Source organism: Nocardioides scoriae (assembly GCF_900104965.1).
In the GTDB taxonomy this organism is placed as follows: domain Bacteria; phylum Actinomycetota; class Actinomycetes; order Propionibacteriales; family Nocardioidaceae; genus Marmoricola; species Marmoricola scoriae.
Genome location: NZ_LT629757.1, coordinates 3294292 through 3318406, shown reverse-complemented (window position 1 = coordinate 3318406; position 24115 = coordinate 3294292). Strand labels below are relative to the sequence as shown.

Annotated in this window: 19 protein-coding genes; 10 read left to right on the top strand and 9 right to left on the bottom strand. The window is 75.1% G+C overall.

The annotated features are described in order from the left end of the window. Window positions 1–17 precede the first annotated feature (17 nt). The 3 genes from hutI to BLU55_RS15695 are packed head-to-tail and all read right to left on the bottom strand — an operon-like array spanning window position 18 to window position 3726. On the bottom strand, window positions 18–1169 hold the full coding sequence (hutI, locus tag BLU55_RS15705; RefSeq protein WP_091731590.1) for an imidazolonepropionase: 1152 nt from the start codon (window positions 1167–1169) through the stop codon (window positions 18–20). Continuing rightward, window positions 1166–2506, bottom strand: a complete 1341-nt coding sequence (locus BLU55_RS15700; RefSeq protein WP_091731587.1) for a formimidoylglutamate deiminase — start codon at window positions 2504–2506, stop codon at window positions 1166–1168. Before BLU55_RS15700 ends, hutI begins: the two co-directional genes overlap by 4 nt. Then, window positions 2503–3726, bottom strand: a complete 1224-nt coding sequence (locus BLU55_RS15695; protein WP_091731585.1) for an allantoate amidohydrolase — start codon at window positions 3724–3726, stop codon at window positions 2503–2505. Before BLU55_RS15695 ends, BLU55_RS15700 begins: the two co-directional genes overlap by 4 nt. A gap of 10 nt (window positions 3727–3736) precedes the next feature. On the opposite strand from BLU55_RS15695, the gene BLU55_RS15690 reads away from it, so the two are divergent. The 4 genes from BLU55_RS15690 to BLU55_RS15680 all read left to right on the top strand — a co-directional run bounded on the left by BLU55_RS15690 (window position 3737) and on the right by BLU55_RS15680 (window position 7681). Continuing rightward, window positions 3737–4378, top strand: coding sequence for a nitroreductase family protein (locus tag BLU55_RS15690; RefSeq protein WP_091734080.1), 642 nt, complete (start codon window positions 3737–3739; stop codon window positions 4376–4378). A 167-nt stretch (window positions 4379–4545) separates the two neighbouring features. Further along, window positions 4546–4689, top strand: a complete 144-nt coding sequence (locus BLU55_RS19655) for a hypothetical protein (RefSeq protein ID WP_172833924.1) — start codon at window positions 4546–4548, stop codon at window positions 4687–4689. A 203-nt stretch (window positions 4690–4892) separates the two neighbouring features. After that, on the top strand, window positions 4893–6245 hold the full coding sequence (locus BLU55_RS15685) for a M20/M25/M40 family metallo-hydrolase (protein ID WP_091731582.1): 1353 nt from the start codon (window positions 4893–4895) through the stop codon (window positions 6243–6245). After that, window positions 6242–7681 carry an MFS transporter gene (locus tag BLU55_RS15680; protein WP_197681017.1) on the top strand — a complete coding sequence of 480 codons (1440 nt, stop codon included), beginning with the start codon at window positions 6242–6244 and terminating at the stop codon, window positions 7679–7681. The genes BLU55_RS15685 and BLU55_RS15680 overlap by 4 nt, the downstream gene beginning before the upstream one ends. A 90-nt stretch (window positions 7682–7771) precedes the next feature. Here the strand turns inward: BLU55_RS15680 and BLU55_RS15675 are convergent, their stop codons facing one another. Next, the gene (locus BLU55_RS15675) at window positions 7772–8557 is read right to left on the bottom strand and encodes a sulfite exporter TauE/SafE family protein (protein WP_091731578.1); all 786 of its coding nucleotides are present in this window, start codon (window positions 8555–8557) and stop codon (window positions 7772–7774) included. A gap of 94 nt (window positions 8558–8651) precedes the next feature. Between BLU55_RS15675 and BLU55_RS15670 the strand changes: the two genes are divergently transcribed. Together BLU55_RS15670 and BLU55_RS15665 are read left to right on the top strand one after the other, a co-directional pair. Then, on the top strand, window positions 8652–9266 hold the full coding sequence (locus tag BLU55_RS15670) for a DnaJ family domain-containing protein (RefSeq protein WP_091731575.1): 615 nt from the start codon (window positions 8652–8654) through the stop codon (window positions 9264–9266). Further along, window positions 9263–9925, top strand: a complete 663-nt coding sequence (locus tag BLU55_RS15665; protein WP_157682905.1) for a class F sortase — start codon at window positions 9263–9265, stop codon at window positions 9923–9925. Before BLU55_RS15670 ends, BLU55_RS15665 begins: the two co-directional genes overlap by 4 nt. A 105-nt stretch (window positions 9926–10030) precedes the next feature. Here the strand turns inward: BLU55_RS15665 and BLU55_RS15660 are convergent, their stop codons facing one another. The 4 genes from BLU55_RS15660 to hutH form a co-directional block, all read right to left on the bottom strand. Continuing rightward, window positions 10031–10909 carry a universal stress protein gene (locus BLU55_RS15660; RefSeq protein WP_091731569.1) on the bottom strand — a complete coding sequence of 293 codons (879 nt, stop codon included), beginning with the start codon at window positions 10907–10909 and terminating at the stop codon, window positions 10031–10033. Next, window positions 10906–12390, bottom strand: a complete 1485-nt coding sequence (locus BLU55_RS15655; RefSeq protein ID WP_091731566.1) for an amino acid permease — start codon at window positions 12388–12390, stop codon at window positions 10906–10908. The genes BLU55_RS15660 and BLU55_RS15655 overlap by 4 nt, the downstream gene beginning before the upstream one ends. A gap of 196 nt (window positions 12391–12586) precedes the next feature. Continuing rightward, window positions 12587–14263 (bottom strand): urocanate hydratase, encoded by a 1677-nt coding sequence (hutU, locus tag BLU55_RS15650; RefSeq protein ID WP_091731563.1) that lies wholly within the window; start codon window positions 14261–14263, stop codon window positions 12587–12589. Further along, window positions 14260–15846: a histidine ammonia-lyase gene (gene hutH / locus BLU55_RS15645; RefSeq protein ID WP_091731560.1), complete on the bottom strand. Its 1587-nt coding sequence runs from the start codon at window positions 15844–15846 to the stop codon at window positions 14260–14262. Before hutH ends, hutU begins: the two co-directional genes overlap by 4 nt. 179 nt (window positions 15847–16025) lie before the next feature. Here hutH and BLU55_RS15640 point away from each other — a divergent pair, with 179 nt between their 5' ends. Continuing rightward, window positions 16026–17045, top strand: coding sequence for a hypothetical protein (locus BLU55_RS15640; protein ID WP_157682904.1), 1020 nt, complete (start codon window positions 16026–16028; stop codon window positions 17043–17045). 27 nt (window positions 17046–17072) lie between these two features. Here BLU55_RS15640 and BLU55_RS15635 read toward each other — a convergent pair whose 3' ends face one another. Beyond that, a complete protein-coding gene (locus BLU55_RS15635) occupies window positions 17073–17651 on the bottom strand; it encodes an HAD family acid phosphatase (RefSeq protein ID WP_091731554.1) in 579 nt (192 codons plus the stop codon). A 146-nt stretch (window positions 17652–17797) separates the two neighbouring features. Between BLU55_RS15635 and BLU55_RS15630 the strand changes: the two genes are divergently transcribed. The 3 genes from BLU55_RS15630 to BLU55_RS15620 all read left to right on the top strand — a co-directional run bounded on the left by BLU55_RS15630 (window position 17798) and on the right by BLU55_RS15620 (window position 23973). After that, window positions 17798–18556, top strand: a complete 759-nt coding sequence (locus BLU55_RS15630; protein ID WP_091731551.1) for an IclR family transcriptional regulator — start codon at window positions 17798–17800, stop codon at window positions 18554–18556. Window positions 18557–18560: 4 nt separating this feature from the next. Beyond that, complete coding sequence (locus BLU55_RS15625) at window positions 18561–19754, top strand: MFS transporter (protein WP_231916909.1); 1194 nt, start codon at window positions 18561–18563, stop codon at window positions 19752–19754. 97 nt (window positions 19755–19851) lie between these two features. Beyond that, a complete protein-coding gene (locus tag BLU55_RS15620) occupies window positions 19852–23973 on the top strand; it encodes a heterodisulfide reductase-related iron-sulfur binding cluster (protein WP_091731549.1) in 4122 nt (1373 codons plus the stop codon). Window positions 23974–24115 lie beyond the last annotated feature (142 nt).

The following is a 24115-nucleotide window of genomic DNA, read 5'->3' as shown; positions in this document are numbered from 1 at the left end:
GTTCTCGCCGGATCGAATCAGGCGATCACCTCGGCGACCAGCGGCACGCCGGGGCGGTAGGCGAGGTGCAGGTGGGAGGGGGCGTCGAGCACCGTCAGGTGGGCGCGGCGGCCCGGGGCGAGGACGCCGACGTCGTCGCGGTCCAGGGCCCGGGCCCCGCCCGCGGTCGCCGCCCACACCGCCTCCGCGGGCGTCATCCGCATCTCGCGCACCGCCAGCGCCACGCACAGCGGCAGCGAGGAGGTGTAGCAGGACCCGGGGTTGCAGTCGCTGGCGAGCGCGACGGTGACGCCGGCGTCGAGCAACCCGCGGGCGTCGGGGTACGGCGAGCGGGTGCTGAACTCCACGCCGGGCAGCAGCGTCGCCACCGTGCCCGACCCGACCAGCGCCTCGACGTCGGCGTCGGCGAGGAAGGTGCAGTGGTCGACCGCCGTGAGCCCGAGCTCGCACGCCAGGCGCACGCCGGGCCCGGGCCCGAGCTGGTTGGCGTGCAACCGGCCCCGCAGGCCGGCCGCGGCGCCCGCCTCCAGGACGGCACGCGCCTGGTCGGCGTCGAAGGCGCCCCGCTCGCAGAAGGCGTCGATCCACCGCGCGTGGGGGGCGGCCGCCTCCAGCATCGGGCCCGTCACCAGCTCGACGTACGCCGCGGGGTCGTCCGCGTGCTCCGGCGGCACCACGTGGGCGCCGAGGAAGGTCGTCTCCGAGGTCCAGCGACGCGCGATCGCCAGCGCCCGGGCCTCGTCGTGGACGCTGAGGCCGTAGCCGCTCTTGACCTCGACGGTGGTGGTGCCCTGGCGGCGCATCTCGGCCAGGTGGCGGGCCAGGTTGGCCTCGAGCTGCTCGTCGGTGGCGGCCCGGGTCGCGGCCACCGTGGTGCGGATGCCGCCGCCGGTGTAGGACTCCCCCGCCATCCGGGCCGCGAACTCGCCCGCCCGGTCGCCCGCGAAGAGCAGGTGGGAGTGGGAGTCCACGAACCCCGGCAGCACCGCGCGGCCGCCCAGGTCCCGCGCGTCGTCGGTCGCCGGCGCCTCGTGGCGACGGCCCACCCAGGCGACGCGGTGGTCCTCGACGACGACCGCGGCGTCGGTGAGCAGGCCCAGCGGCGTGCCGTCGTGGGTGGGGTCGTTGGTGACCAGCTCGCCGATGCCGGTCAGCAGGACGGAGCTCATCGGGCCTCCTCCGGGAGTCGTGCGGGTGGGAGGGCGCCCTGGCGCCCGCTGGCACCCACGACTCCCCCCGGGAACGGGCGCACGTCGGCGCCGCCCGCCGCGAAGACCAGGGTCTCCGGGGCGGCGCCGGCGCCGCGGGTGCGGACGGTGGTGAGGTCGACGGTGACCAGGTCGGCGCGGCGGCCGACCTCGATCGCGCCGGCGTCGTCGAGGCCGAGCGCCGCGTGGCCGTCGCGGGTGGCGGCCGCCAGCAGCTCCAGCGCCGACCAGTGGCCGCGCTCCTGGGTGGCGAGCCGCTCGTGGAGCTCGACGGCGCGCATCTCCTCGAACAGGTCGATGACCGCGTGGCTGTCCGAGCCCAGCGTCAGCACCGCCCCGGCGTCGTGCAGCCGCCGCGAGGGGCCGATGCCGTCGGCGAGGTCGCGCTCGGTCGTCGGGCAGAAGCAGACCCGGGTGCGGCTCTCCCCCAGCAGCCGCACGTCGGCGTCGGTGAGGTGGGTGGCGTGCACGGCGGTGGTGAGCGGGCCGAGCGCCCCGTGGTCGGCGAGCAGCTGGGTGGGCGTGCGGCCGGTGGCGGCCAGGCAGGCGTCGTTCTCGGCGACCTGCTCCGACAGGTGCACGTGCAGCGGGCGGCCCGCGGCGGCCTCGACCACGGTCGCGAGCTGGTCGGCCGGCACCGCGCGCACGGAGTGGATCGCCACCCCGACCCGGTCGTCGTCGAGCAGCGCCACCCGCTCGGCCCAGGCGTGGGCGTCGCCGTCGGAGTAGCGCCGCTGCACCCCCTCCGGGGGTCGCCCGAACCCGGCCGCGAGGTAGCAGGTGTCGAGCAGCCGGATCCGGATCCCCGCGTCGTCGGCCGCGGCCAGCAGCGCCCGCCCCATCTCGTTGGGGTCGTCGTACGCCGTGCCGTCGGGCTGGTGGTGCAGGTAGTGGAACTCCCCGACCGCGGTGATCCCGGTGGCGACCATCTCGGCGTACGTCTCGCGGGCCAGCTCGAAGTAGGAGTCCGGCGTGAGGTCGGCCGCGACGGCGTACATCTGCTCGCGCCAGGTCCAGAACGACCCCCGCTCGGTCTGCGTGCGCCCCCTCAGCGCCCGGTGGAACGCGTGGCTGTGGCCGTTCGCCAGGCCGGGGAGGGTGAGGCCGGGGACCGGGATCGGGGCCGCTGATTCCCCGGACGTCCGGGTGATCGGTGACCTGACGTCTGTTGCAACAGACGTCAGGTCACTGGAAAGGACGTCCAGCACTCCCGCGATCACCCCGTCGGCGACCTCGACGCGTACGTCGGAGGCGACGCCGTCGGGGAGCAGCGCGTGCTCGAGCAGGTACGCCGTCACGCGACCAGCGCCTCGAGGGCGTCGGCGAGCGCGTGCACGCCGAGCAGGCAGTCGGCCGTCTCGGCGTGCTCGGCCGGCGAGTGCGAGACGCCGGTGGGGTTGCGCACGAAGAGCATGGCGGTGGGGATGCCGGAGGCCGCCAGGACGCCGGCGTCGTGGCCGGCCAGGGACGGGAGCACCGGCACCTCCCCGAAGCGGTCGGCCAGCGCGGCGCCGACCCGGGCGGTGAGGCCGGTGTCGAAGCGGACCGCCCCGGAGACCGACTCGGCGGTCACGGCCAGGCCGGTGCCGTCGCGGTCGGCCCGCTGCGACCCCTGCCGCTCGACCTCGCCCACGAGCGCGGCCAGGGCCTCGTCGGAGTCGCCCCGGGCGTCGAGCCAGGCGGTGACCCGCGAGGGCACGGCGTTGGTGCCGTTGGGGGCGACGTCGACGCGACCGAAGGTGGCGCGCTGACCCGCGAGCCGGGCCTGCTTGTTGGCCGCGAGGACGGTCATGGCGTAGGTCAGCATCGGGTCGCGGCGGTCCTCCATCCGGGTCGCCCCGGCGTGGTTGGCCTCGCCCGTGAAGTCGAAGCGCCAGCGGCCGTGGGGCCAGATCTCCCCGGCGAGCCCGACCGGGAGGTCGCGGTGCACCAGGTCGCGGCCCTGCTCGACGTGGAGCTCCAGGAAGCAGCCGACCCGGTCCAGCCAGGCGGCCGGGCCGGGGGCCGGCTCGTGGCCGGCGGCGGCCATCGCGTCGAGGAAGGGCACGCCGTCGCGGTCGCGCAGCGCGGCGGCGGCCTCGGGCGAGGTCGCCCCGGTCAGCAACCGGGAGCCGAGGCAGGCCACGCCGAAGCGCGACCCCTCCTCCTCGACGAAGGCGCCCACCAGCACCGGCCGGCGCGGCACCACGCCGCGCTCGCGCAGCAGGTCGACGGCGGCCAGCGAGGAGACCACGCCGAGCGGCCCGTCGTACGCCCCGCCGTCGAGGACCGAGTCGAGGTGGGAGCCCACGAGGACCGCCGGCCCGGCCGCGTCGCCCGCCGGGGGCGCCCAGGTCGCCACCAGGTTGCCGTTGCCGTCGGCCTCGAGGGCCAGGTCGCGGGCGGCGCACTGCTCGGCGAACCAGCCGCGCAGCTCGGTCTCGGCCGCGGTGAACGGCTGGCGGAAGTAGCCGCCGCTCGCGGACGAGCGCCCCACCGGCGCGAGGTCGCGCCACATCTGCTCGAAGTCCTCAGCCATGCTGGCCCCCATGGAGTTCCGCGAGGTCGTGCGACGACGCCGGATGGTCCGCAGCTACACCGACGAGGCCGTCGACCCGGCCGTCGTGGACCGCGCCCTCGCCCACGCGACCCGGGCGCCGAGCGCGGGGTTCACCCAGGGGTGGGGCTTCCTGGTGCTCGACGCCCCCGAGGACGTCGGCCGCTTCTGGGCGGCCACCTCCGACGGCGTCGCGGCCCCCGACCGCTGGCTGGCCGGGATGGTGCGGGCCCCGGTGGTGGTGCTGCCGTGCTCGAGCCGGGCGGCGTACGTCGAGCGGTACGCCGCGCCCGACAAGGGCCGTGCCGTCGCCCAGGAGGGCACCGAGGGGTCCCCGTGGTCGGTGCCCTACTGGCACATGGACGCCGCGATGGCCTCGCTGCTGGTGCTGCAGACGCTGGTCGACGAGGGCCTCGGCGGCTGCTTCTTCGGCGTGCCGCCCGACCGCGTCGAGGCGGTGACGACGGCCTTCGGGATCCCGGCGGAGTTCACCCCGGTCGGGGCGATCACCATCGGCCACCCGGCCCCGGGCGGGGCGGCCGGCTCGCGCACGCGGCGCCCGCGACGCGACCTCGACGAGGTCGTGCACCGGGGACGCTGGGGTCGCCACGGGATTGCCGGCGGGGCGGGTTGAGGCGAGGGGGCTCGTCACGGCACCAGTCCACCGGACGCCGCGCGAGGTCCGCCACCCGGGCGGCCCACCCCCGTCTCGGATCCGAGACCACACGCCTGTTGTTTGTGGCCTCTGCTAAGGGGGTACGTCTGTCCCATCGGGGGGAATTCCAACGAAGGGAGCAGGACATGGTCGTCCTGGGTTTGATTCTGCTGATCATCGGACTGGTGTTGCCCCAGTCCATCCTGGTCACGATCGGTGCGATTCTGCTGATCGTCGGCCTGGTGCTCAACCTGGTGCCGATCGGCGGCACGCGACGGCGCGTGTTCTAGGGGCACAGCCCTAGACGCACCACCCCGGACCTCGGTCCGGTCAAGCCCACGGCACGTCTTGCCCACGGCTCCGGAGGCCCCGACCCACGTGGTCGGGGCCTTCGGCACGTCCCGGTCGGTCGCGACACCGACGATCCGACCAGCCGCCCCGACGGCGCGGCGACGCGGCGCACGGCGGTCCGCGATCGCCTAGCCTCACCCGCGTGGACGTCGACGTCGAGAAGCTGCGCCGCCTCGTGCGGGTCCCGACGGTCTCCTCGACGGTCGAGGACGAGATCGACCACGGCGCGTTCGACGACTTCCTGGCTGCGCTGGCCGAGGAGTTCCCGCTGGTCCACGAGCGCCTCGAGGTGACCCGGGTGCGGCAGCACTCGCTGCTGCTGCGCTGGCCGGGCCGGGACGCGTCGTCCGCGCCGGTGGTGCTGATGGCGCACCTCGACGTGGTGCCCGTCGACCCCGACGCGCCGTGGCAGCACCCGCCGTTCGGGGCCGAGGTGCACGACGGCAAGGTCTGGGGCCGCGGCACCCTCGACGACAAGGGGTCGCTGGTGGCGCTGTGCGTGGCGGTCGAGCGGGCCCTGGAGCAGGACGTCGTCCCGGCCCGCGACGTGTGGCTCTCCTTCGGCGCCCGCGAGGAGGTCTCGGGGGCCGACGCCGCCGAGGCCGTCGAGGTGCTGCGCGGGCGCGGCGTGGAGCCGTGGTTCGTGCTCGACGAGGGCGGGGCGGTCGCGGCCGAGGCGTTCCCCGGCGTGCGCCCGCCGCTCGGGGTGGTCGGCGTCTCGGAGAAGGGGACCACCACGCTCGAGCTGCGGGCCGAGGGCCGGGGCGGCCACTCCTCGACGCCGGCGCCGGGTGGGCCGACCGCGCGGATCGCCCGGGCCGTCGTACGGCTGGAGCGGCGGCCGTTCGCGACCCGGCTGCCCGAGCCGACGCTGGAGCTCTTCGCCCGGATCGCGCCCCACGCGCCGCGGCCGCTGCGCCCGCTGCTGGCCTCCGCCCGCCGGCTGCAGCCGCTGGTCGCCCGCGCCCTGGTCGCCGCCGGTCCCGAACCGGCGGCGCTGGCGCGGACCACGATGGCCGTCACCCAGCTCTCCGGGTCGCCCGCGCACAACGTGATCGCCTCGAGCGCTACGGCCGTGCTCAACCTGCGGATCCTGGTGGGCGACACCGTGGCCTCGGCGACCGCCCACGTGCGCCGCGCGGTCGCCGACGACTCCGTGGCCGTGACCGTCCTGGAGGCCAACGAGCCGAGTCCCGTCTCCCCGGTCGACGACGACGCGTTCCGGCTGCTGGAGCAGGTCGTGGGCGACCACTTCCCCGAGGCGGTCGTGACGCCGTACGTGATGATGGCGGCCACCGACTCCCGGTTCTTCGCCGCGATCTGCCCCCGGGTCTACCGCTTCACGCCGTTCCGGATGAGCCGGGCGCAGCGGGAGAGCATCCACTCCTACGACGAGCACGTCGGCGTGCAGGACTGGCTCGACGGCGTGGAGTGGTACGCCGACCTGCTGCGCCGCCTCGACGAGCCCGCCGCCACGACCGGGACCCCGGCGTGAGCGCCACCCGGCCGGCCCCCACGACCAGCCCGGTCGTCCCGGGCCTGGTGGCGGTCGTCGGCTTCCTGGTCGCCGTCGAGGTCGCCAGCGGGATCCTGCAGGGCTACTACACGCCGGTCTTCAGCGACATCGCCCGCCACCTCGGGATCCGCGACGCCGACGTCAACTGGTTCGAGGCCGCGCAGCTGGTCGTCTCGGCGCTGGTGGTGCCGCTGCTGGCGCGCCTGGGCGACCTGTGGGGCCACCGGCAGGTGCTGCTGCTCTCGACCGGCGTCACGGCCCTCGCGTCGTGGGGCGTCGCGCTCGCCCCGGGCTTCACGACCTTCCTGGTCGCCTGGGCGCTCCAGGGGTTCTACGTGGTGTGGCTGCCGCTCGAGGTCGCGATCATCTACCGCCGCACCGCGGGCTCCGGCGCCCAGGGTCGCCTGACCCGGCGCTCGGCGGCCCTGCTCGTCGCCGCCCTCGAGCTCGGCGTCATCGCCGGGGCCCTCACCAGCGGCGCCCTGGTCACCTCGATGGGGGTGCCGCTGCTCCTCACGCTGCCGGCGGTCGCGGTGTCGATCTGCTTCGTGGTGGTCGGCATCGGCGTCGCACCGACCCCGCCGGTGGCCACCGGCCGGGTCGACCTGCGGGGCTTCGCGCTGGTGACGCTCTCGATCGGCCTCGTCATGGCCGGCCTCATCCTGGTGCGGCTCCAGGGCCCGGGGTCGCCGCTCCCGTGGCTGGTGCTGGTGCTCGGGCTGGCCTCGCTGTGGCCGTTCGTGCGCGTGCAGCTGCGCACGCCGGACCCGCTGATCGACGTGCGCCTGCTCGCGACGCCGGCCCAGTGGCCGGTGCAGCTGACCGCCTTCCTGTTCGGGATGTCGGTGCTGGGCGCGCAGATCCCGCTGTCGACCTTCGCCCGCACCGACCCGGCCGTGACCGGCTACGGCCTCGGCGCGTCGGCGAGCTTCGTCTCCACGCTCATCGGGGTGTACGTCGTGGCGCTGGTCGCCGGCGCCCTCAGCCTGCCCCTCACCTCGCGCCTGCTCGGCACCCGCGGGGCGATGCTCGTCGCCTGCCTGCTGGTGGCGCTGGGCTACGGCCTGTTCCTGCCGCTGCACGGCTCGACCGCCCAGACGCTGCTCAACATGGCGATCGCCGGCGTCGGCTCCGGCGCCCTGGTCGCCGCGCTGCCCGCCGCCGCGGCCGCCGCCGCCCCGCCGGACCGCACCGGCTTCGTCACGGGGATGACCAACACCACCAAGACCATCGGCGGCGCGATCGCCTCCAGCGTCTTCGCCATCGCCCTGGCCGCCACCGGCTCGATCGAGGGCGCCGAGGTCGGCGCCGCCCCGCTCTCGGGCTACCTCACGGTCTGGGCCGTCTGCTCCGCCACCGCGCTCGTCGCCGCGGCCTGCCTGCTCGTGGTGCCCCGGGACGCGTTCGCGGACTGACGCGGCGGCTGCTGGACGTCCTTTTCAGCCACTGGACGTCTGTTGCAACACCCGTCCAGTGACTGATCACCCGGACGTCCGGGTGATCAGTCAGCCCCAGAGCCCCAGCACCTCGCCCCCCAGCCGGACCACGAACCCGCCGACCACGAGCAGGAAGAACACCCGCACGAACGCCGTGCCACGACGCACGGCCGTGCGGGCGCCGACGTACGCGCCGACGAGGTTGCCCAGGCCGATGAGCAGCCCGACCTGCCACAGCACCGCGCCCTGCGGGACGAACACGACCAGCGCCGCGACGTTGGTCGCCCAGTTGGCGATCTTGGCCTTGGCCGAGGCCTGGAGGAAGTCGTAGCCGAGCAGGCCGACCAGCGAGATCACGAAGAAGCTGCCCGTGCCGGGGCCGAGCACGCCGTCGTAGAACCCGATCACCAGGCCGGTGCCCATGGCGGCCGCGACGTGCTGGCGGCCGGTGAAGCGCAGTGCGGTCACCTCGCCCATCGAGGGCCGGAACAGCACGTAGCCGCCGACCAGCACCAGCGCGACCAGCACGATCGGCGTGAAGGCGTCGCGCGGCAGGTGGCTGGCCACGAGCGCACCGCCGATGGAGCCGGCGAAGGCGGTGGCCATGAGGGGCAGGAAGGTGCGGGGGTCGGGCCGGACGCGGCGCAGGTACGTCGCGCTGCTGGCCGAGGTCGAGCACACCGAGCCGAGCTTGTTGGTGGCCAGCACCTGCAGGGGCGTCGCGCCGGGCAGCCCCACGAGCAGCGCAGGCAGCTGGACCAGGCCGCCGCCACCGACCACCGCGTCGACGAAGCCGGCCACCAGTCCGGCGAGCGTGAGCAGCGCCAGCACGGTCAGCGAGAGGTCGTCGGGCACCCCGGGATGCTAGGTGGTGGCCCTCCTCGTCGGCCGGACGGGACTTCTCCCCGCCCGTAGGCTGGTCGCACCGATCACCTCTCGGAGACCCACCATGACCGACTCCCCGGCCTCGCGATCCCCGGACCCCGGGCGGTCGCGCCCCGACGTCGACCGCCGCCACCGGGGTCGTGACGACCAGGAGCGCGACGCGCGCACCGGGTCCTCGGCCGCCGCCACCCGGATCCAGCACCAGGCGCGGTGGGTAGACCTGCAGATCGAGCGGGCGATGGCGCGGGGCGACTTCGACAACCTGCCGGGACAGGGCAAGCCGCTGGGCGACCTCGGCTCGCCGTACGACCGCGACTGGTGGCTCAAGAAGCTCATCGAGCGCGAGCAGATCACCGGCGTGCTGCCCGAGGCGCTGCAGCTGCGCAAGGACGACGCCGAGCTCGACGCGCTGCTCGACCGCGAGTCGCTGGAGAAGCGGGTGCGCGAGCTCGTCGAGGGCTTCAACCGCCGCATCGTGGTGGCCCGGCGCCAGCTCCAGGGCGGGCCGCCGGTGGTGACGCCGACGCGCGACGTGGAGCAGGAGGTACGCCGCTGGCGCGAGCGCCTCGACGAGCGCCGGCGCGCCAACGCCGAGGCCGCCCGGCGCACGGCCGAGGAGGAGACGACCCGTCGGGGCCGCCGCGAGCGCCGGGAGCGGCGCTGGTGGCGGCGCGCGTGAGCCGCACCGCACGCCTCGCGCTGGTCCTCGCGGCGGTGCTGGTCGTCGTGGCCGGCGGCACCTGGGCCGGCCTCGCCCTCACCCGTGGCTCGACCCCGGCGCCCAGCAGCGCGTCCTCGGGTGCGGAGCCCGCCTCGCCCTCCGGGCAGCCGGTCGAGCCGGCCGCGACGCTCGCCCCGCCCGCGTGCCCCAGCCGGGTGACGCGGCCCTTCGAGCCGACCACGGTCACGGTCGCCGGCGTGGTGCGCGACGCCGCCGTGGTCACCCCGCCGCGCCCCAGCCCCGAGGTCCCCGGCACGCCCCCCACGACGACCGCCGGCAAGACGGTCTTCGCCTTCGACCGCGCGCAGGGCGTCCGGCCCGGCGACGGCCGCGGCAACGTGCTGCTCAACGCCCACACCTGGCCCGACGGCTCGGCGCTGGGCAACCGGCTGCTCGAGGGCCTGCGGGAGGGCGGGCGCGTCGTCCTGGCCGACGGCGACCGCCGGCTCTGCTACCGCGTGACCGACCGGGTCGAGGTGCCGGCGGACGCGCCGTACTTCCGCTACTACGACCGCCGCGGCCCTGCCCAGGTCGCGATCGTCGTCTGCTCGGGCCAGCGGCTCGGCCCCGGGATCTGGACCGAGCGCACCGTGTGGTTCGCCCGGCCGTCGGCCTGACCCCGGCGCGCACCACGGGCTGCGCCGCAGAGCATGTCGCTGCGCCGGGGCTGCAGCTGCGGCCCAGCGGCGGTCTCCCGGGCGACCTCGGGAGACCGCGGCCCCCTACGGCACCACCACCACCGGCACCGGCGAGGACCGGACGATCTTGGTGGCGTTGGAGCCGAGGAACAGCCGCGACATCAGGCTGGCCGAGGAGGAGCCGACGACGAGCAGGTCGCCGGGCTGCCACGCCAGGCGCTCGAGCGCCTCGGCCCAGGTCGCGCCGGTGGCGACGGCCGTCTCGACGTGGGCGGGCCTGAGCTCCCCGAGGGCGGCGACGGCGGCTTCCTGGGCGGCCGAGGTGCGCGAGAGGTACGCCGCGAGGACGTCGCCCTCGCCGAGCACCTCGGGCGGGTACATCACCTTGCCGCGGACCCCGAAGGTCGCGACCCGCAGGTCGGCGCCGATGCCGCGGCAGATCCGGGCCGCCCGGCGCAGGGCCGTGCGCGAGGAGTCGTCGCCGCGGAAGGCGCAGGTGGCGCGGCGCACGCGCAGGTCGGGGTCGCTGCGGTGGCCGCGGGGGGCGAGCGCCACGGGGACCGGCGAGGAGTGCAGCAGCCGGTCGGCGGTGGAGCCGAGGACGACGGTGCCCCAGGCGCCCTCGACGCCGGAGCCGACCACCACCATCGGCGCGGCCAGCCGCTCGGCCTCGGCGACCAGGGCTCCGGCCACGGAGCTGCCGGCCACGGCGACGGCGTCGGCCGCGACGTCGGGGCAGGTCGCGGCGAGGGCCTCGCGGGCCGAGGCGACCGCGCGGTCGCCGTACTCCTCGGCCCAGCGGGCGAAGTCGCGGTCGACGTGGGAGGCGACCGGGGTGGGCCAGGCGCGGGGCACCACGGAGACCAGCAGCAGGTCCTCCCCCGCCGAGCGGGCGAGGGTGGCCGCGAGGTGGAGCGCCGCGGGGTCGTCGCGGTGGGGCGGCCAGCCGACGACGAGGGTCACCGCTGGCCCCCGTCGGGCACGTCGGTCGTGGCGACCTCGCCGCGGTTCAGGGCCGCGTGCCGGCGGCCCCACAGCAGGTAGAAGCCGAGCACGACCGAGAGCCAGACCAGGAAGATCACCCAGGTCACGGCGGCCAGGCCGGACAGGATGTAGACGCAGACCGCGATGGTGAGCAGCGGCGTCACGGGGTAGCCCGGCACCCGGAACGGCCGCTCCAGGTCGGCGGCCGTGCGGCGCAGCACCAGCACCGCCAGCGCGACCACGACGAAGGCGATCAGGGTGCCGATCGAGACGGTGTCCCACAGGTAGTCGGCCGGCACGAAGCCCGCCACCAGCGCCACCACGACCGAGACCACCACGGTGTTGAAGGTGGGGGTCAGGGTGCGGGGGTTCACCGAGGAGAACCGGTCGGGCAGCATCCCGTCGCGGCCCATGGCGAACAGGATCCGGGTCTGGCCGTAGAGCGTCACCAGCGTGACCGAGAAGATCGAGATGACGGCGCCGGCGGCCAGGACCGTGGCGGGGATGCTGCTGCCGGTGATGTTCTCGAGGATGACCGAGAGGCCGGCGCTCTGCTGCTCGGGGTCGGAGAACTTCTCCACCGGCTGGGCGCCGACGCCGGCCAGGGCGACCAGCACGTAGATCGTCACCACCACCGCGAGCGCGCCCATGATGGCCCGGGGCAGCGCGCGCTGCGGGTCGCGGACCTCCTCCCCCGCGGTCGACACCGCGTCGAGGCCGATGAAGGAGAAGAAGATCGTGGCCGCCGCCGCGCTGATGCCGGTCGCACCGGCGTCCCAGAAGCCGCTGAAGTTGTCGGTGTCGAAGGCGGTGATGCCGATGACGACGAACATCACCAGCACGCCCAGCTTGACCAGCACCATGATCGTGTTGACCCGGGCCGACTCGCTGGCACCGCGGACCAGCAGCACCATGCACATCAGCACCAGCACGATCGCCGGCAGGTTGACCAGGCCGGTCGTGTTGTCCTCGTAGGGCACCGGCGAGTAGGACAGCGCGTCGGGCAGCGAGAAGCCGAAGAGGTTGTCGAGCAGCTCGTTGAAGTAGCCGCTCCAGCCGACGGCGACGGCGGCCGAGCTGACGCCGTACTCCAGCAGCACGCAGGCGGCCACGACCATCGCGACCAGCTCGCCCATCGCGTGGTAGGCGTAGGAGTACGTCGAGCCGCTGACCGGGATCGCGCCCGCGACCTCGGCGTAGCACAGCGCGGAGAGACCGGCCCCGAGCCCGGCGACCAGGAACGAGATGATCACCGCCGGTCCCGCGTCGGGCACCGCCTCCTGGAGCACGAAGAAGATGCCGGTGCCGACGGTGGCGCCGACGCCGAACATCATCAGCTGGAAGGTGCCGAAGCTGCGCTCCAGCTCCGCGCCGTTGCCGGAGCGGGCGGCCCCGATCGGCTTGCGCCGCCGCAGCTGGTCCGCGAACCCGGTGGTGCCTCGTTCGGCCAGGTTGGTCATGCCGGCTCCCTCTCGTCGCCGGCCCCTCGCCGGGAGGCCGTCCGAGAAAACTAGACCCCGCGGCAGTCCCCGCGACAGTTCTCCGGCTGGCGAACCACCGCCGGAGACGGAAGTTTCACCTGGCCGACACACGCGCGCGGGTCGTGGGGGCCAGCGGGCGCCCGGGCGCCCGCTGGCCCCCACGACACCGGGGTGGTCAGCCCTCGGTCATCGGCACGCGTACGCCGCGCTCCGCGGCCACCTCGACGGCCCGGTCGTACCCCGCGTCGACGTGGCGGATGACGCCCATCGCCGGGTCGTTGGTCAGCACCCGCTCGATCTTCTGCGCCGCCAGCTCCGTGCCGTCGGCCACGCAGACCTGGCCGGCGTGGATGGAGCGGCCCATGCCGACGCCGCCGCCGTGGTGGATCGAGACCCAGGTGGCACCCGAGGCCGTGTTGACCAGCGCGTTGAGCAGGGCCCAGTCGGCGATGGCGTCGGACCCGTCGAGCATCGCCTCGGTCTCGCGGTAGGGCGAGGCCACCGAGCCGGCGTCGAGGTGGTCGCGCCCGATCACGACCGGGGCCGAGAGCTCGCCGCTGGCCACCATCTCGTTGAACTTCAGGCCGGCGCGGTGGCGCTCGCCGTAGCCCAGCCAGCAGATCCGCGCCGGCAGGCCCTGGAAGGCGACCCGCTCGCCGGCCATCTCGATCCACCGGTGGAGACGGGCGTACTCCGGCTTCTCGTCGGCCGGGAACAGCTCGAGGATCGCCCGGTCGGTCGCGGCGATGTCGGCGGGGTCGCCGGACAGCGCGGCCCACCGGAAGGGGCCCTTGCCCTCGCAGAACAGCGGCCGGATGTAGGCCGGCACGAACCCGGGGAACTCGAAGGCCCGGTCGTAGCCGCCCTTGCGGGCCTCGTCGCGGATCGAGTTGCCGTAGTCGAAGACCTCCGCGCCGGCGTCCTGGAACTCCACCATCGCCCGCACGTGGGCCGCCATCGAGGCCTGCGCGTCCTTGGTGAAGCCGTCGGGGTCGCGGCGGGCGGCGTCGTGCCAGTCCTCGAACGGCACGCCGACCGGGAGGTAGGACAACGGGTCGTGCGCCGAGGTCTGGTCGGTGACGACGTCGATCGGGGCGCCGACCGCGAGCAGGTGGGGGAACACCTCGGCGGCGTTGCCCAGGACCCCGATGCTGAGGGGCCGGCGGGCGTCGCGGGCCTCGACGGCCAGCTGCACCGCGTGGTCGACCGAGTCGGCCCGGACGTCGAGGTAGCGGTGCTCGATGCGGCGCTCGATCCGGCTGGCGTCGACGTCGACGCAGATCGCCACGCCGTCGTTCATGGTGACCGCGAGCGGCTGGGCGCCGCCCATGCCGCCGAGGCCGGCGGTCAGCGTGATGGTGCCGGCCAGGGTGCCGCCGAACTTCTTGTCCGCGACGGCGGCGAAGGTCTCGAAGGTGCCCTGGAGGATGCCCTGGGTGCCGATGTAGATCCACGAGCCGGCCGTCATCTGGCCGTACATCGTCAGGCCGAGGTCCTCGAGCCGGCGGAACTCCTCCCAGTTGGCCCAGTCGCCGACCAGGTTGGAGTTGGCGATGAGCACGCGCGGGGCCCACTCGTGGGTGCGCACCACGCCGACCGGCTTGCCGCTCTGGACGAGCATGGTCTCGTCGTCGCGCAGGTCGCGCAGGGTGCGCACGAGGGCGTCGTACGCCTCCCAGGAGCGCGCGGCCCTGCCGGTGCCGCCGTAGACCACGAGGTCCTCCGGCCGCTCGGCGTTGGCCGGGTCGAGGTTGTTCATCAGCATCCGCAGCGGCGCCTCGGTCTGCCACGACCGGGCGGACAACTCGGTGCCGTGGGCGGCGTGGATCGGCAGGCGGGGGTTGTCGGTCACTTCAGTTCTCCGATCACTGCTTCGGCGGCGGCCACGACGGCCCCGCTGCGGACGAGATCGACACAGGCCTCGATCTCGGGGGCCAGGTGGCGGTCGGGGCCGGGGCCCTGGACGCCGTGGGAGCGGAGCAGGTCGACGACCGCCCCGGTGGCGGGCGACGGCTCGAGCGGCCGGCGCAGGTCGAGCGCCCGGGCGGCCGCCATCACCTCGACGGCGAGCACGCGGGTGAGCCCGTCGACGGAGCGGCGCAGCTTGCGGGCTGCCGCCCACCCCATCGAGACGTGGTCCTCCTGCATCGCCGAGGAGGGGATGGAGTCGACGCTGGCGGGGTGGGCCAGCCGCTTGAGCTCCGAGACGATCCCGGCCTGGGTGTACTGCGCGATCATCAGGCCGCTGTCGACGCCCGGGTCGTCGGCCAGGAACGGCGGCAGCCCGTGGTTGCGGGCCTTGTCGAGGAAGCGGTCGGTGCGCCGCTCGCTGATCGAGGCGAGGTCGGCGGCCACGATCGCGGCGAAGTCGAGCACGTACGCCACCGGCGCCCCGTGGAAGTTGCCGTTGGACTCCACCCGCGCCGGGCCGTCGTCGCCCGCCGAGACCACCACCGGGTTGTCGACCGCGCTCGCCAGCTCCCAGCCGGCCACCCGGGCGCAGTGGTCGAGGGTGTCGCGGGCGGCACCGTGCACCTGCGGCGAGCAGCGCAGCGAGTAGGCGTCCTGCACGCGGGTGCAGTCGGGGCCGCGGTGGGAGGCCACGACGCCGGAGTCGCGGAGCAGCGCCCGCAGGTTGGCGGCCGAGGCGGCTTGCCCGGGGTGGGGCCGCAGCGCCTGCAGCTCCTCGGCGAAGACCCGGTCGGTGCCGAGCTGGCCCTCGACCGACATGGCGGCGGCGACGTCGGCGGTGCGCAGCAGCACCTCGAGGTCGGCCAGCGCCATCACCAGCATGCCGAGCATGCCGTCGGTGCCGTTGATCAGCGCCAGCCCCTCCTTGGCCGCCAGCTCGACGGGCTCCAGGCCCGCGGCGGCCAGGGCCTCGGCGGCCGGGCGCAGGACGCCGTCGGCGTCGCGCACCTCGCCCTCGCCGATGAGCGCCAGCGCGCAGTGCGACAGCGGCGCCAGGTCGCCCGAGCAGCCGAGCGAGCCGAACTCGTGGACCACCGGGGTGATCCCCGCGTCGAGCACGTCCGCGAGCAGCTGCACGGTGGCGCGGCGCACGCCGGTCCGCCCGGTCGCCAGCGTCGAGAGGCGCAGCAGCATCAGCGCCCGCACCACCTCGCGCTCGACCTCGGGGCCGGACCCCGCGGCGTGCGAGCGGACCAGCGAGCGCTGCAGCCGGGCACGCTTCTCGGTCGGGATGTGCCGCGTCGCCAGCGCGCCGAACCCGGTCGAGATGCCGTAGACGGGCGTGGCCGACGCGGCCAGCTCGTCCACGGCGGCGCGGGCGCGGTCGACGGCCTCGAGCGCGTCGGCCGTCAGCTCGATCCGCGCCCCGTCGCGAGCGACCGCGAGGACGTCGGCCGGCGCCACGGCCCCGACGCCCACCTCGACGACGGTGCGGGCGGACGGAGGCACGAGCGCGGTGGTCATGGACCCAGTACACGGCCGCGAGCCGGTCGCGGCCACGGCCCCGACCTCCTGCGCGTCTCGGATCCGAGACATCCCGGCGACCCGGCCCGCTCCGAACCGCCCGCCCGGCGGGGCCGGGGGTGGCACCATGCGACGACGGGCCCGGCCGGGCGCGCACGAGCGACGAGGGGGTGCTGCGGATGTCTCGTCGACCCCCCGGACGCGGTCTCGTGGGCGCGCTGGCCGCTGCCGCGCTGCTGGCGGCCGCGGGGTGCCAGGCGCCGCTCGAGCCCGAGTCGCGGCGCACCGCCTCCGAGGCGGCCGACCCGACCTCCTCCCCGACCTCCTCCCCGACCTCGACCCCGACGTCGGTGCCGACCGGTCGCGCGAGCGCCGGCCCGACCGCCGCCCCGCCGCGCGCGGGCCGCCAGCAGGGCGAGGTGACGGTGCCGGAGGGGCTGCGCGAGAGCGTGGAGGCCGGACGGCAGCAGCCCCCGGTGCTGGGCGGCGACGTCGGGTGGCCGCAGTGCCCGACCGGGATGGGGATCCCCCAGCGGCGCACGCTGGGGCTGCCGATGCCGCTGCCCGAGGCCAGGTTCGTGGTGCTGGGCCTGACCAACGGACCCGGCTTCACGCCCAACCCGTGCCTGGCCGACCAGGTCGGCTGGGTCCGGGAGCGCGGCCTGCTCGCCGCGGCGTACGTCGTGCTGTCGACGCCGGTGGGCGACCAGCTGGCCCGCTACGGCGACGCGGGTCCCTTCGACGGGGGCTCGCGGCTCGACGGCTACGCCAACGTCGGCTACGCGCAGGCGGCGTACGCCCGCCAGGTGATGCGGCGGGCCGGACTGCGCAGCCCGGTGGTGTGGCTCGACGTCGAGCCGGTGCCGGACTTCGACTGGGGCCCGGACCTCGCCGCCAACGCCGCGGTGGTGCGGGGCGCGGCGCGGGGCTGGACCGACGCGGGCCACCGGGTCGGCGTCTACTCCACGGCCGCGCTGTGGGACCGGGTCGTGGGCGACCTCGAGCTCGGGCTGCCCGAGTGGCGGGCCGCGGGTGAGACCTCGCAGGCCGAGGCGGTGCGGCGCTGCGGTCGCGGCAGCGCCATCCAGGGCGGCCCCGCCGTGATGGCGCAGTGGGTGGCCTCGGGACGCGACCTCGACATCACCTGCCCGGGCACGTCCTCGCGGATGGCGCTGTGGTTCGACGACACCACGGGGTGACGCGGCCGAGGCACCGCGGGCGGGCGCTCAGACCAGCAGGTTGCCGTAGTTCGGCAGCCGGTAGGCCCGGTCGTACCCACCGCCGGTGAAGTCGGTGCTGCGGTTGCCGACGTTGACCGCGATCCGGTAGCCCTGGTCGGCGAACTCGGCGCGACAGCGCTGCTTGCCCTCGGCCAGGCTCTCGCCGGACCTGCGTCCGCAGATGCCGTCGACCGGGAACCCGGCCTTCTCGAGCGAGGCCACCGCACCGGCGACCTTGCCCTCGGGACGGGCGGTGTTGAAGAAGACCTTCACCCCGTGGTTGCGGGCGTACGTCGCGAGCTTGAGCACCGCGACCACCGGCTTGCCCGGGTCGTAGTGGCTGGCCAGCGAGGTGTTGTCGATGTCGAGGGTGATGGCGAGCGGGTCGTCGCCCTCCTCGAGGGCGTCGAGCCGCTGCTGGAGGTAGGTGCGCGAGCCGGACGCGGCGGCCACGGTGTCGCTGACCCACTTCTTCTTGCTGGGCAGCGACGCGGCCGACGCCGGGGCGGTCGCCGCCAGCGGCAGGAGCAGCAGGCCCACCAGGGCGAGCAGCAGCAGGCGGACGGCGGGGTGGCGCGAGGGCATGGGGTCTCCGAGCGATCGAGGTGCCGGCAGGTGTCGGCGTCCCCATTGTGCGTCCGGCCGACCGCCGACGGGCGAGGTTCGCCAGGTTAGGTTCGCGCCATGGGCGGCAGCACGGGCGGGGGCACGACGGGCGACGGGGGCGGGCGGTGAGCCAGGTCCCGGCAGCCACGCGGGCGCTGCGGGTGCTGCGGTTCCTGGCCTCCCAGCCCGACCCGGTGCCGCTGGAGCGGATCGCCGCGGCCCTGGAGCTGCCGCGCTCCACGGCGTACCACCTGGTCAACGCGATGATCGCGGAGGGCTTCGTGGCGCACGTGGAGGAGGACCACCGCTACTGCCTGGGGGTGGCGGCCTTCGAGGTCGGCACCGGCTACACCCGGCAGGCGCCGCTCCAGCGCCTGGCCCACCGCCCGCTGGCCTCGCTGGTCGACCGCACCGGCCGCTCGGCCCACCTCGCGGTCCCCCACGGGCGCGACGTGCTCTACGTGCTGGAGGAGCGGGCGCCGGGTCGTCCGCCGCTGGTGACCGACGTCGGCGTGCGCCTGCCCGCGCACCTCACCGCCAGCGGGCGGGCCATCCTGGCGACCCTCCCCGACGCCCAGGTGCGGGCGCTCTACCCCGATCGCAGCGCCTTCGTGGACCGCCACGGTCGCGGGCCGCGGACGCTGACCGCGCTGCGCTCCGTGCTGGGCCAGACCCGGCGCCAGGGGTTCGCCAGCGAGGACGGCGAGGTGACGCCCGGGTTCGCCTCGGTCGCGGTCGCGGTGCTCGACCACAACGGCACGCCCGTGGCCGGGATCGCGGTCACCTGGGACTCGCGCGAGGTCGTCGACCGCGACGCGCTCGTGGCGGCGGTGTCCACGACCGCGCGCACCGTCAGCCGACGGGTGGGGGGCCACCTAGCGTGAGCGGGTGACCGCCGCGCTCGACCCCGCCACCATCGGCACCGCCCGCCGCTGGTCGATGCTGGGCGCCAGCGTGGCCGCCCAGGCCGGCGCCTCGGTCGCGATCAACGGCCCGGCGTTCCTGATCCCGACCTGGCAGTCCGAGCGCGGCCTGTCGCTGGCCGCCGCCGGGACCCTGGCCACGATGCCGGTCGCGGGCGTCATGCTCAGCCTGTTCGCGTGGGGCCTGCTGGTCGACCGGTGGGGCGAGCGGCGCGTGATGCTGCTCGGGCTGGCCGGCACCACCGTCGCCGGGGTGGCCGCCACCCGCGCCACCTCGGTGTGGGCGCTGGGCGCGGCGCTGCTCGTCGTCGGCCTCTTCGCGGCCAGCACCAGCTCGGCCAGCGGCCGGATCGTGGTGGGGTGGTTCGCCCCCGAGCGGCGCGGCCTGGCCATGGGCGTCCGGCAGATGGCCCAGCCGCTCGGCGTGGCGATGGCCGCTGCGTCGATGGCGCTCACGGCCTCGCGGGCCGGCGTGGAGGCCGCCACCTGGATCCCGGTCGGCGCGACGGCCGTCGCGCTGCTGGTGGTGGCCGTGCTGGTCCTCGACCCGCCGCGGCCCCGGCGCACACCCGAGCTGAGCGCCAACCCCTACCGCGTCGACTCCTTCCTGGCGCGGGTGCACGGCGTCTCGGTGCTGCTCGTGGTGCCGCAGTTCCTGGTGTGGACCTACTCCCTGACCTGGCTGGTGACCGAGCGCGGCTGGTCGCCGGGGGCCGCCGGCGCGCTGGTCGCCTCGACCCACGTGCTGGGCGCGCTGGGCCGGATCGCGGTCGGCCACCTCTCCGACGTGGTCGGCTCGCGGGTGCGGCCGCTGCGCTGGGTGTCGGTGGCCGCCGGCCTCTCGATGGGCGCGCTCGCCCTGGTCGAGCCGCTGGGGGTCGCCGTGGTGGTGCTGGTGCTGGCCTCGATGGTCACCGTCGCGGACAACGGCCTGGCCTTCACCGGCGTCGCCGAGCGGGCCGGTGCCTACTGGTCGGGCCGGGCGCTCGGCGTGCAGAACACCGCGCAGTACGTCGCGGCCGCCGCCGTCGCCCCGGTCGCCGGGCTCGCGCTGACCCACGTCGGGTACGCCGCGACCTTCGCCGTCGCCGCCCTCTTCCCGCTGGCCGCCATCCCGCTGGTCCCGGGCTCGGACGCGCGCCAAGTTACCGCCAGGTAGCGTTGCTCACATCGACCACCGGGCTCGCGCCTCGGGGTCTAGGCTCGCGCCGAGCCGTCTCGTGGTCGAGGTGCGCCCGAACCGAATGGGAGTCTCCATGCAGCTGTTCGCCCAGATCGTCTCGATCGCGATCGCGGTCGTCGGCATCGCGCTGTTCGTCAAGGCGATCCGACAGATCATCGCGACGATCAAGATCGGCCAGCCGGCCCGGCGCACGGACAACCCCGTCGGGCGCAGCATCACCCTGGTCAAGGAGTCGCTCGGCCACACCCGGATGCTGCAGTGGCACTGGGTGGGCGCCGGTCACTGGTTCATCATGACCGGCTTCGGGCTGCTGTTCTTCACGCTGCTGACGGCCTTCGGTCAGCTCTTCGACGCCCACTTCGCGCTCCCGCTGATCGGCCACTTCTTCCTCTTCGAGTGGCTCAGCGAGCTGTTCACGGTCGTGATGCTGGTGGCGATCGTCGCCTTCGTCTACTACCGCGCCACCCGCCCGAAGGAGCGCGTGCGCGGGCCGAAGGGCCGCTTCTGGGGCTCCACGATGTGGCAGGGCTACTTCGTCGAGATGGTCATCCTCGGCGTGGGCCTGTGCATCGTGGTGCTGCGCGGCCTGGAGTACGCCCTGCTCAGCAAGGGCGGCGAGCACTCCGAGAACGCCACGGCGTTCCACTTCCCGTTCTCCTTCTGGCTGGGCGAGCTGTTCTCCGGGCTGTCGACCGGCACCATCGAGAACCTCGTCTACCTCGTCGCGATGCTGAAGATCCTCATCTCCTTCACCTGGATGATCGTGATCTCGCTGCGGCCCACGATGGGCGTCGCCTGGCACCGCTTCCTGGCCTTCTTCAACATCTACTTCAAGCGCCACGCCACCGGCCGCACCGCGCTGGGCGGCCTGGCCCCCATGACCTCCGGCGGCAAGACCATCGACTTCGAGGACCTCGAGGAGATGGACGAGGACACCAAGCTGGGCGTCGGCGCGGTCGAGGACTTCGCCTGGAAGGGCATCCTCGACTTCTCGACCTGCACCGAGTGCGGCCGTTGCCAGAGCCAGTGCCCCGCCTGGAACACCGAGAAGCCGCTGTCCCCCAAGCTGCTCATCACCGCGCTGCGCGACCACGCGTACGCCAAGGCGCCGTACCTCAACGCCGCCGAGGGCGACCGCGCCGCGCTCCTCGAGGGCGACACCGCCCTCGCCCGCGAGGTCGAGCGTCCGCTGGTCGGCGACACCGGCGACGACTGGTTCTACATGCCCGACAGCGGCGCCGCGGTCATCGACTCCGACGTGCTGTGGAACTGCACCTCCTGCGGCGCCTGCGTGCAGCAGTGCCCCGTCGACATCGAGCACGTCGACCACATCGTCGACATGCGGCGCTACGCCGTGCTGGTGGAGTCCAACTTCCCCAGCGAGCTCAACGGGCTCTTCAAGGGCCTGGAGAACAAGGGCAACCCCTGGAACATGTCGCCCAACGCCCGCCTCGACTGGGCCAAGGACCTGCCCTTCGAGGTCAAGGTCGTCGGTGAGGACGTCGAGTCGCTCGACGAGGTCGAGTGGCTGTTCTGGGTCGGCTGCGCCGGCGCCTACGAGGACCGCGCCAAGAAGACCACCCGCGCCGTCGCCGAGCTGCTCGACATGGCCGGCGTCGACTTCGCGGTGCTCGGCAACGGCGAGACCTGCACGGGCGACCCCGCCCGCCGCGCCGGCAACGAGTTCGTCTTCCAGGGCCTGGCCGCGCAGAACGCCGAGACCCTCAAGGACGCCAAGGCCAAGAAGGTCGTCTCGACCTGTGCCCACTGCTTCAACACCCTCAAGAACGAGTACGCCGCCTTCGGGGTCGAGCTCGAGGTCGTCCACCACACCCAGCTGCTCAACCGCCTGGTCCGCGAGAAGCGCCTGACGCCGGTGGCCAGCAACGGCACCGCCGACAAGCGCCAGGTCACCTACCACGACCCCTGCTACATCGGTCGCCACAACGGCGTCTACTCCCCGCCGCGCGAGCTGCTGCAGGTCATCCCCGACGCCACCCTCGTCGAGATGCCCCGCAACTCCGAGCGGTCGTTCTGCTGCGGCGCCGGTGGCGCTCGCATGTGGATGGAGGAGAACACCGGCGAGCGGATCAACCTCAACCGCACCAAGGAGGCCGTCGAGACCGGCGCCGACCAGATCGCGGTCGGCTGCCCCTTCTGCCGCGTGATGCTCTCCGACGGGCTGACCAACCAGCAGTCCAAGGGCGAGGCGCGCGAGGAGGTCGAGGTCCTCGACGTGGCCCAGATGCTGCTGGCCTCGGTCAAGGGCGAGACCAGGCCGGTCGCGCGGTCCACCGCCGGGGCGGGTGCGGCTGCGTCCGGTGCGGCTGCGGCCGGTGGCGGCACGGCCACCCTCACGCGCGAGCAGGAGGAGGCCGTCGAGGAGGACACGCACGCCGAGCCGTCGGCCGGCGACGCGACCCAGACCGCCGACACCGTCACCGCGACCGAGGACGCCGGCCCGCTGGCCAAGGCGTCCGGCGGCAGCTCGCTCTTCGACGAGCCCGAGATGAAGGACGCCGAGCCGGCCTCCACCGGCGGTGGCGCCGCGTCCGCCGCCGCGAGCAGCTCGCTGTTCGACCTGGGTGACGACTCGTCGTCCTCGTCGGCGTCGGCAGCTCCGGCGGAGGCTGCTCCGGCGGAGGCTGCTCCGGCGGAGAAGGCGCCGTCCGGGGGCGGGTCGCTGTTCGACCTGGGTGACGACGACACCGACACCGGCACCGACTCGGGCGCCGGCTCGGGCTCGGGTCCCGCTCCGACCGCGAAGGCGGACGCGGGCGCGGCCTCCACGCCGGCGACCGAGATCCCGCAGGGCGGGTCGCTGTTCGACCTCGCCGAGCCCGACGACTCGGCCTCCCCTGCAGCGGAACCTGCCTCCGAGCCGGCCTCGGAGCCGGCCGGGGAGGACCCTTCCGGTGACTCCACCACCGACGGCCACCTCGACCGCAGCCAGGACGACGCCGACACCTCGGCCCGCGAGCCCGGCGTCGGCACCCCCGAGGAGACCGCCCCGGCGGCCGCGTCGTCGCGCACCGCGGTCACCCCCGCCACGGAGATCCCCGAGGGCGGATCGCTGTTCGACCTGGCCGAGCCCGAGGAGGAGACGGTGGCCGCGGCCCCGCAGCTCCCCGCCGGCGAGGCGACGTCGGCCACCGAGGAGCCCGCCGCCCCGGTGGGCGACGAGCCGGCCGGCGAGGACCCGGCCGGCGACTCCACCACCGACGGCCACCTCGACCGCAGCCAGGACGACGCCGACACCTCGGCGCGCGAGCCCGGCGTCGGCACCCCCGAGGACACCGCCCCGGCCGCCACCGCCCCCGCGGCCGGCGCCACGTCGGGCAGCCGGACCGCGATCACCCCGGCGAGCGCGATCCCCGAGGGCGGGTCGCTGTTCGACCTGGCCGAGCCCGAGGAGGAGACGGTGGCCGGCAGCTCGGCCGCCCCCGCCAGCGAGGTGCCCACCGAGGCGGCGCCCGCGCAGGACGAGGCCGCCGACGCCCAGGAGACGGTCGTCGAGGAGTCGGACACCCCGGCCTCCGGCGACCAGGTCTCGAGCGAGGCCGAGCCGGCGGCCACCGAGCCGGCGCCGGAGCCTTCGGGGGCGACCGCGGCAGCCACGGCGTCCGCGAGTGCCTCGACGAGCGGGTCCTCGCCGGCGGTGAGCGGCAAGTACGCCAAGGGCAGGTCGATGTTCGACCTCCCGGCTGCGTCGGCCCCGGCTGCGACCGCCGCCACGGCGGCCCCCGCTGCGGCCCCGGAGACCGCCCCGGTCGCCGAGGCTTCGACGGAGGCGACGACGACGGAGGCACCGGGCGAGACACCGGCGGAGTCACCGGCGGACGCCCACGAGCCCGCGGCCGAGGCTGCCCCGGTCCGCTCGCTGCGCGACATCAAGGCGAAGTTCGCCGGTGGCGGGTCCGCGTCGGAGGCCACCGCGGCCACGCCGCACGACCCCGACGTCGCGACCGACACCTCCGAGGCCGTCCAGGCGGAGCCCCGCGACGAGGTCGCGCCGGCACCGGAGGCTCCCGAGGACGGCACCGCCGGTGCGGACGACCCGACCGACGTGACCGGCCCCGCGGAGGCCGACACGACGACCGACGACCAGCCGGCCCGTCCGGCCGGCTCCGGCGAGGCGCACCAGCCCCGCACGGACGCCGACGTCCACGACGCCGGATCGCTCTTCGACCTGTAGGCCCCGCGGCCCGTCGTACGACATCGGGGAGGACCACTGCCACCAGCTGGCAGCGATCCTCCCCGTTGGCGTTCCCGCCGGCAGACCCGAGCGGCGGGCGGCGTACGCGCGCGGCGTACCGGACGGATCGGACGCGCTCGAC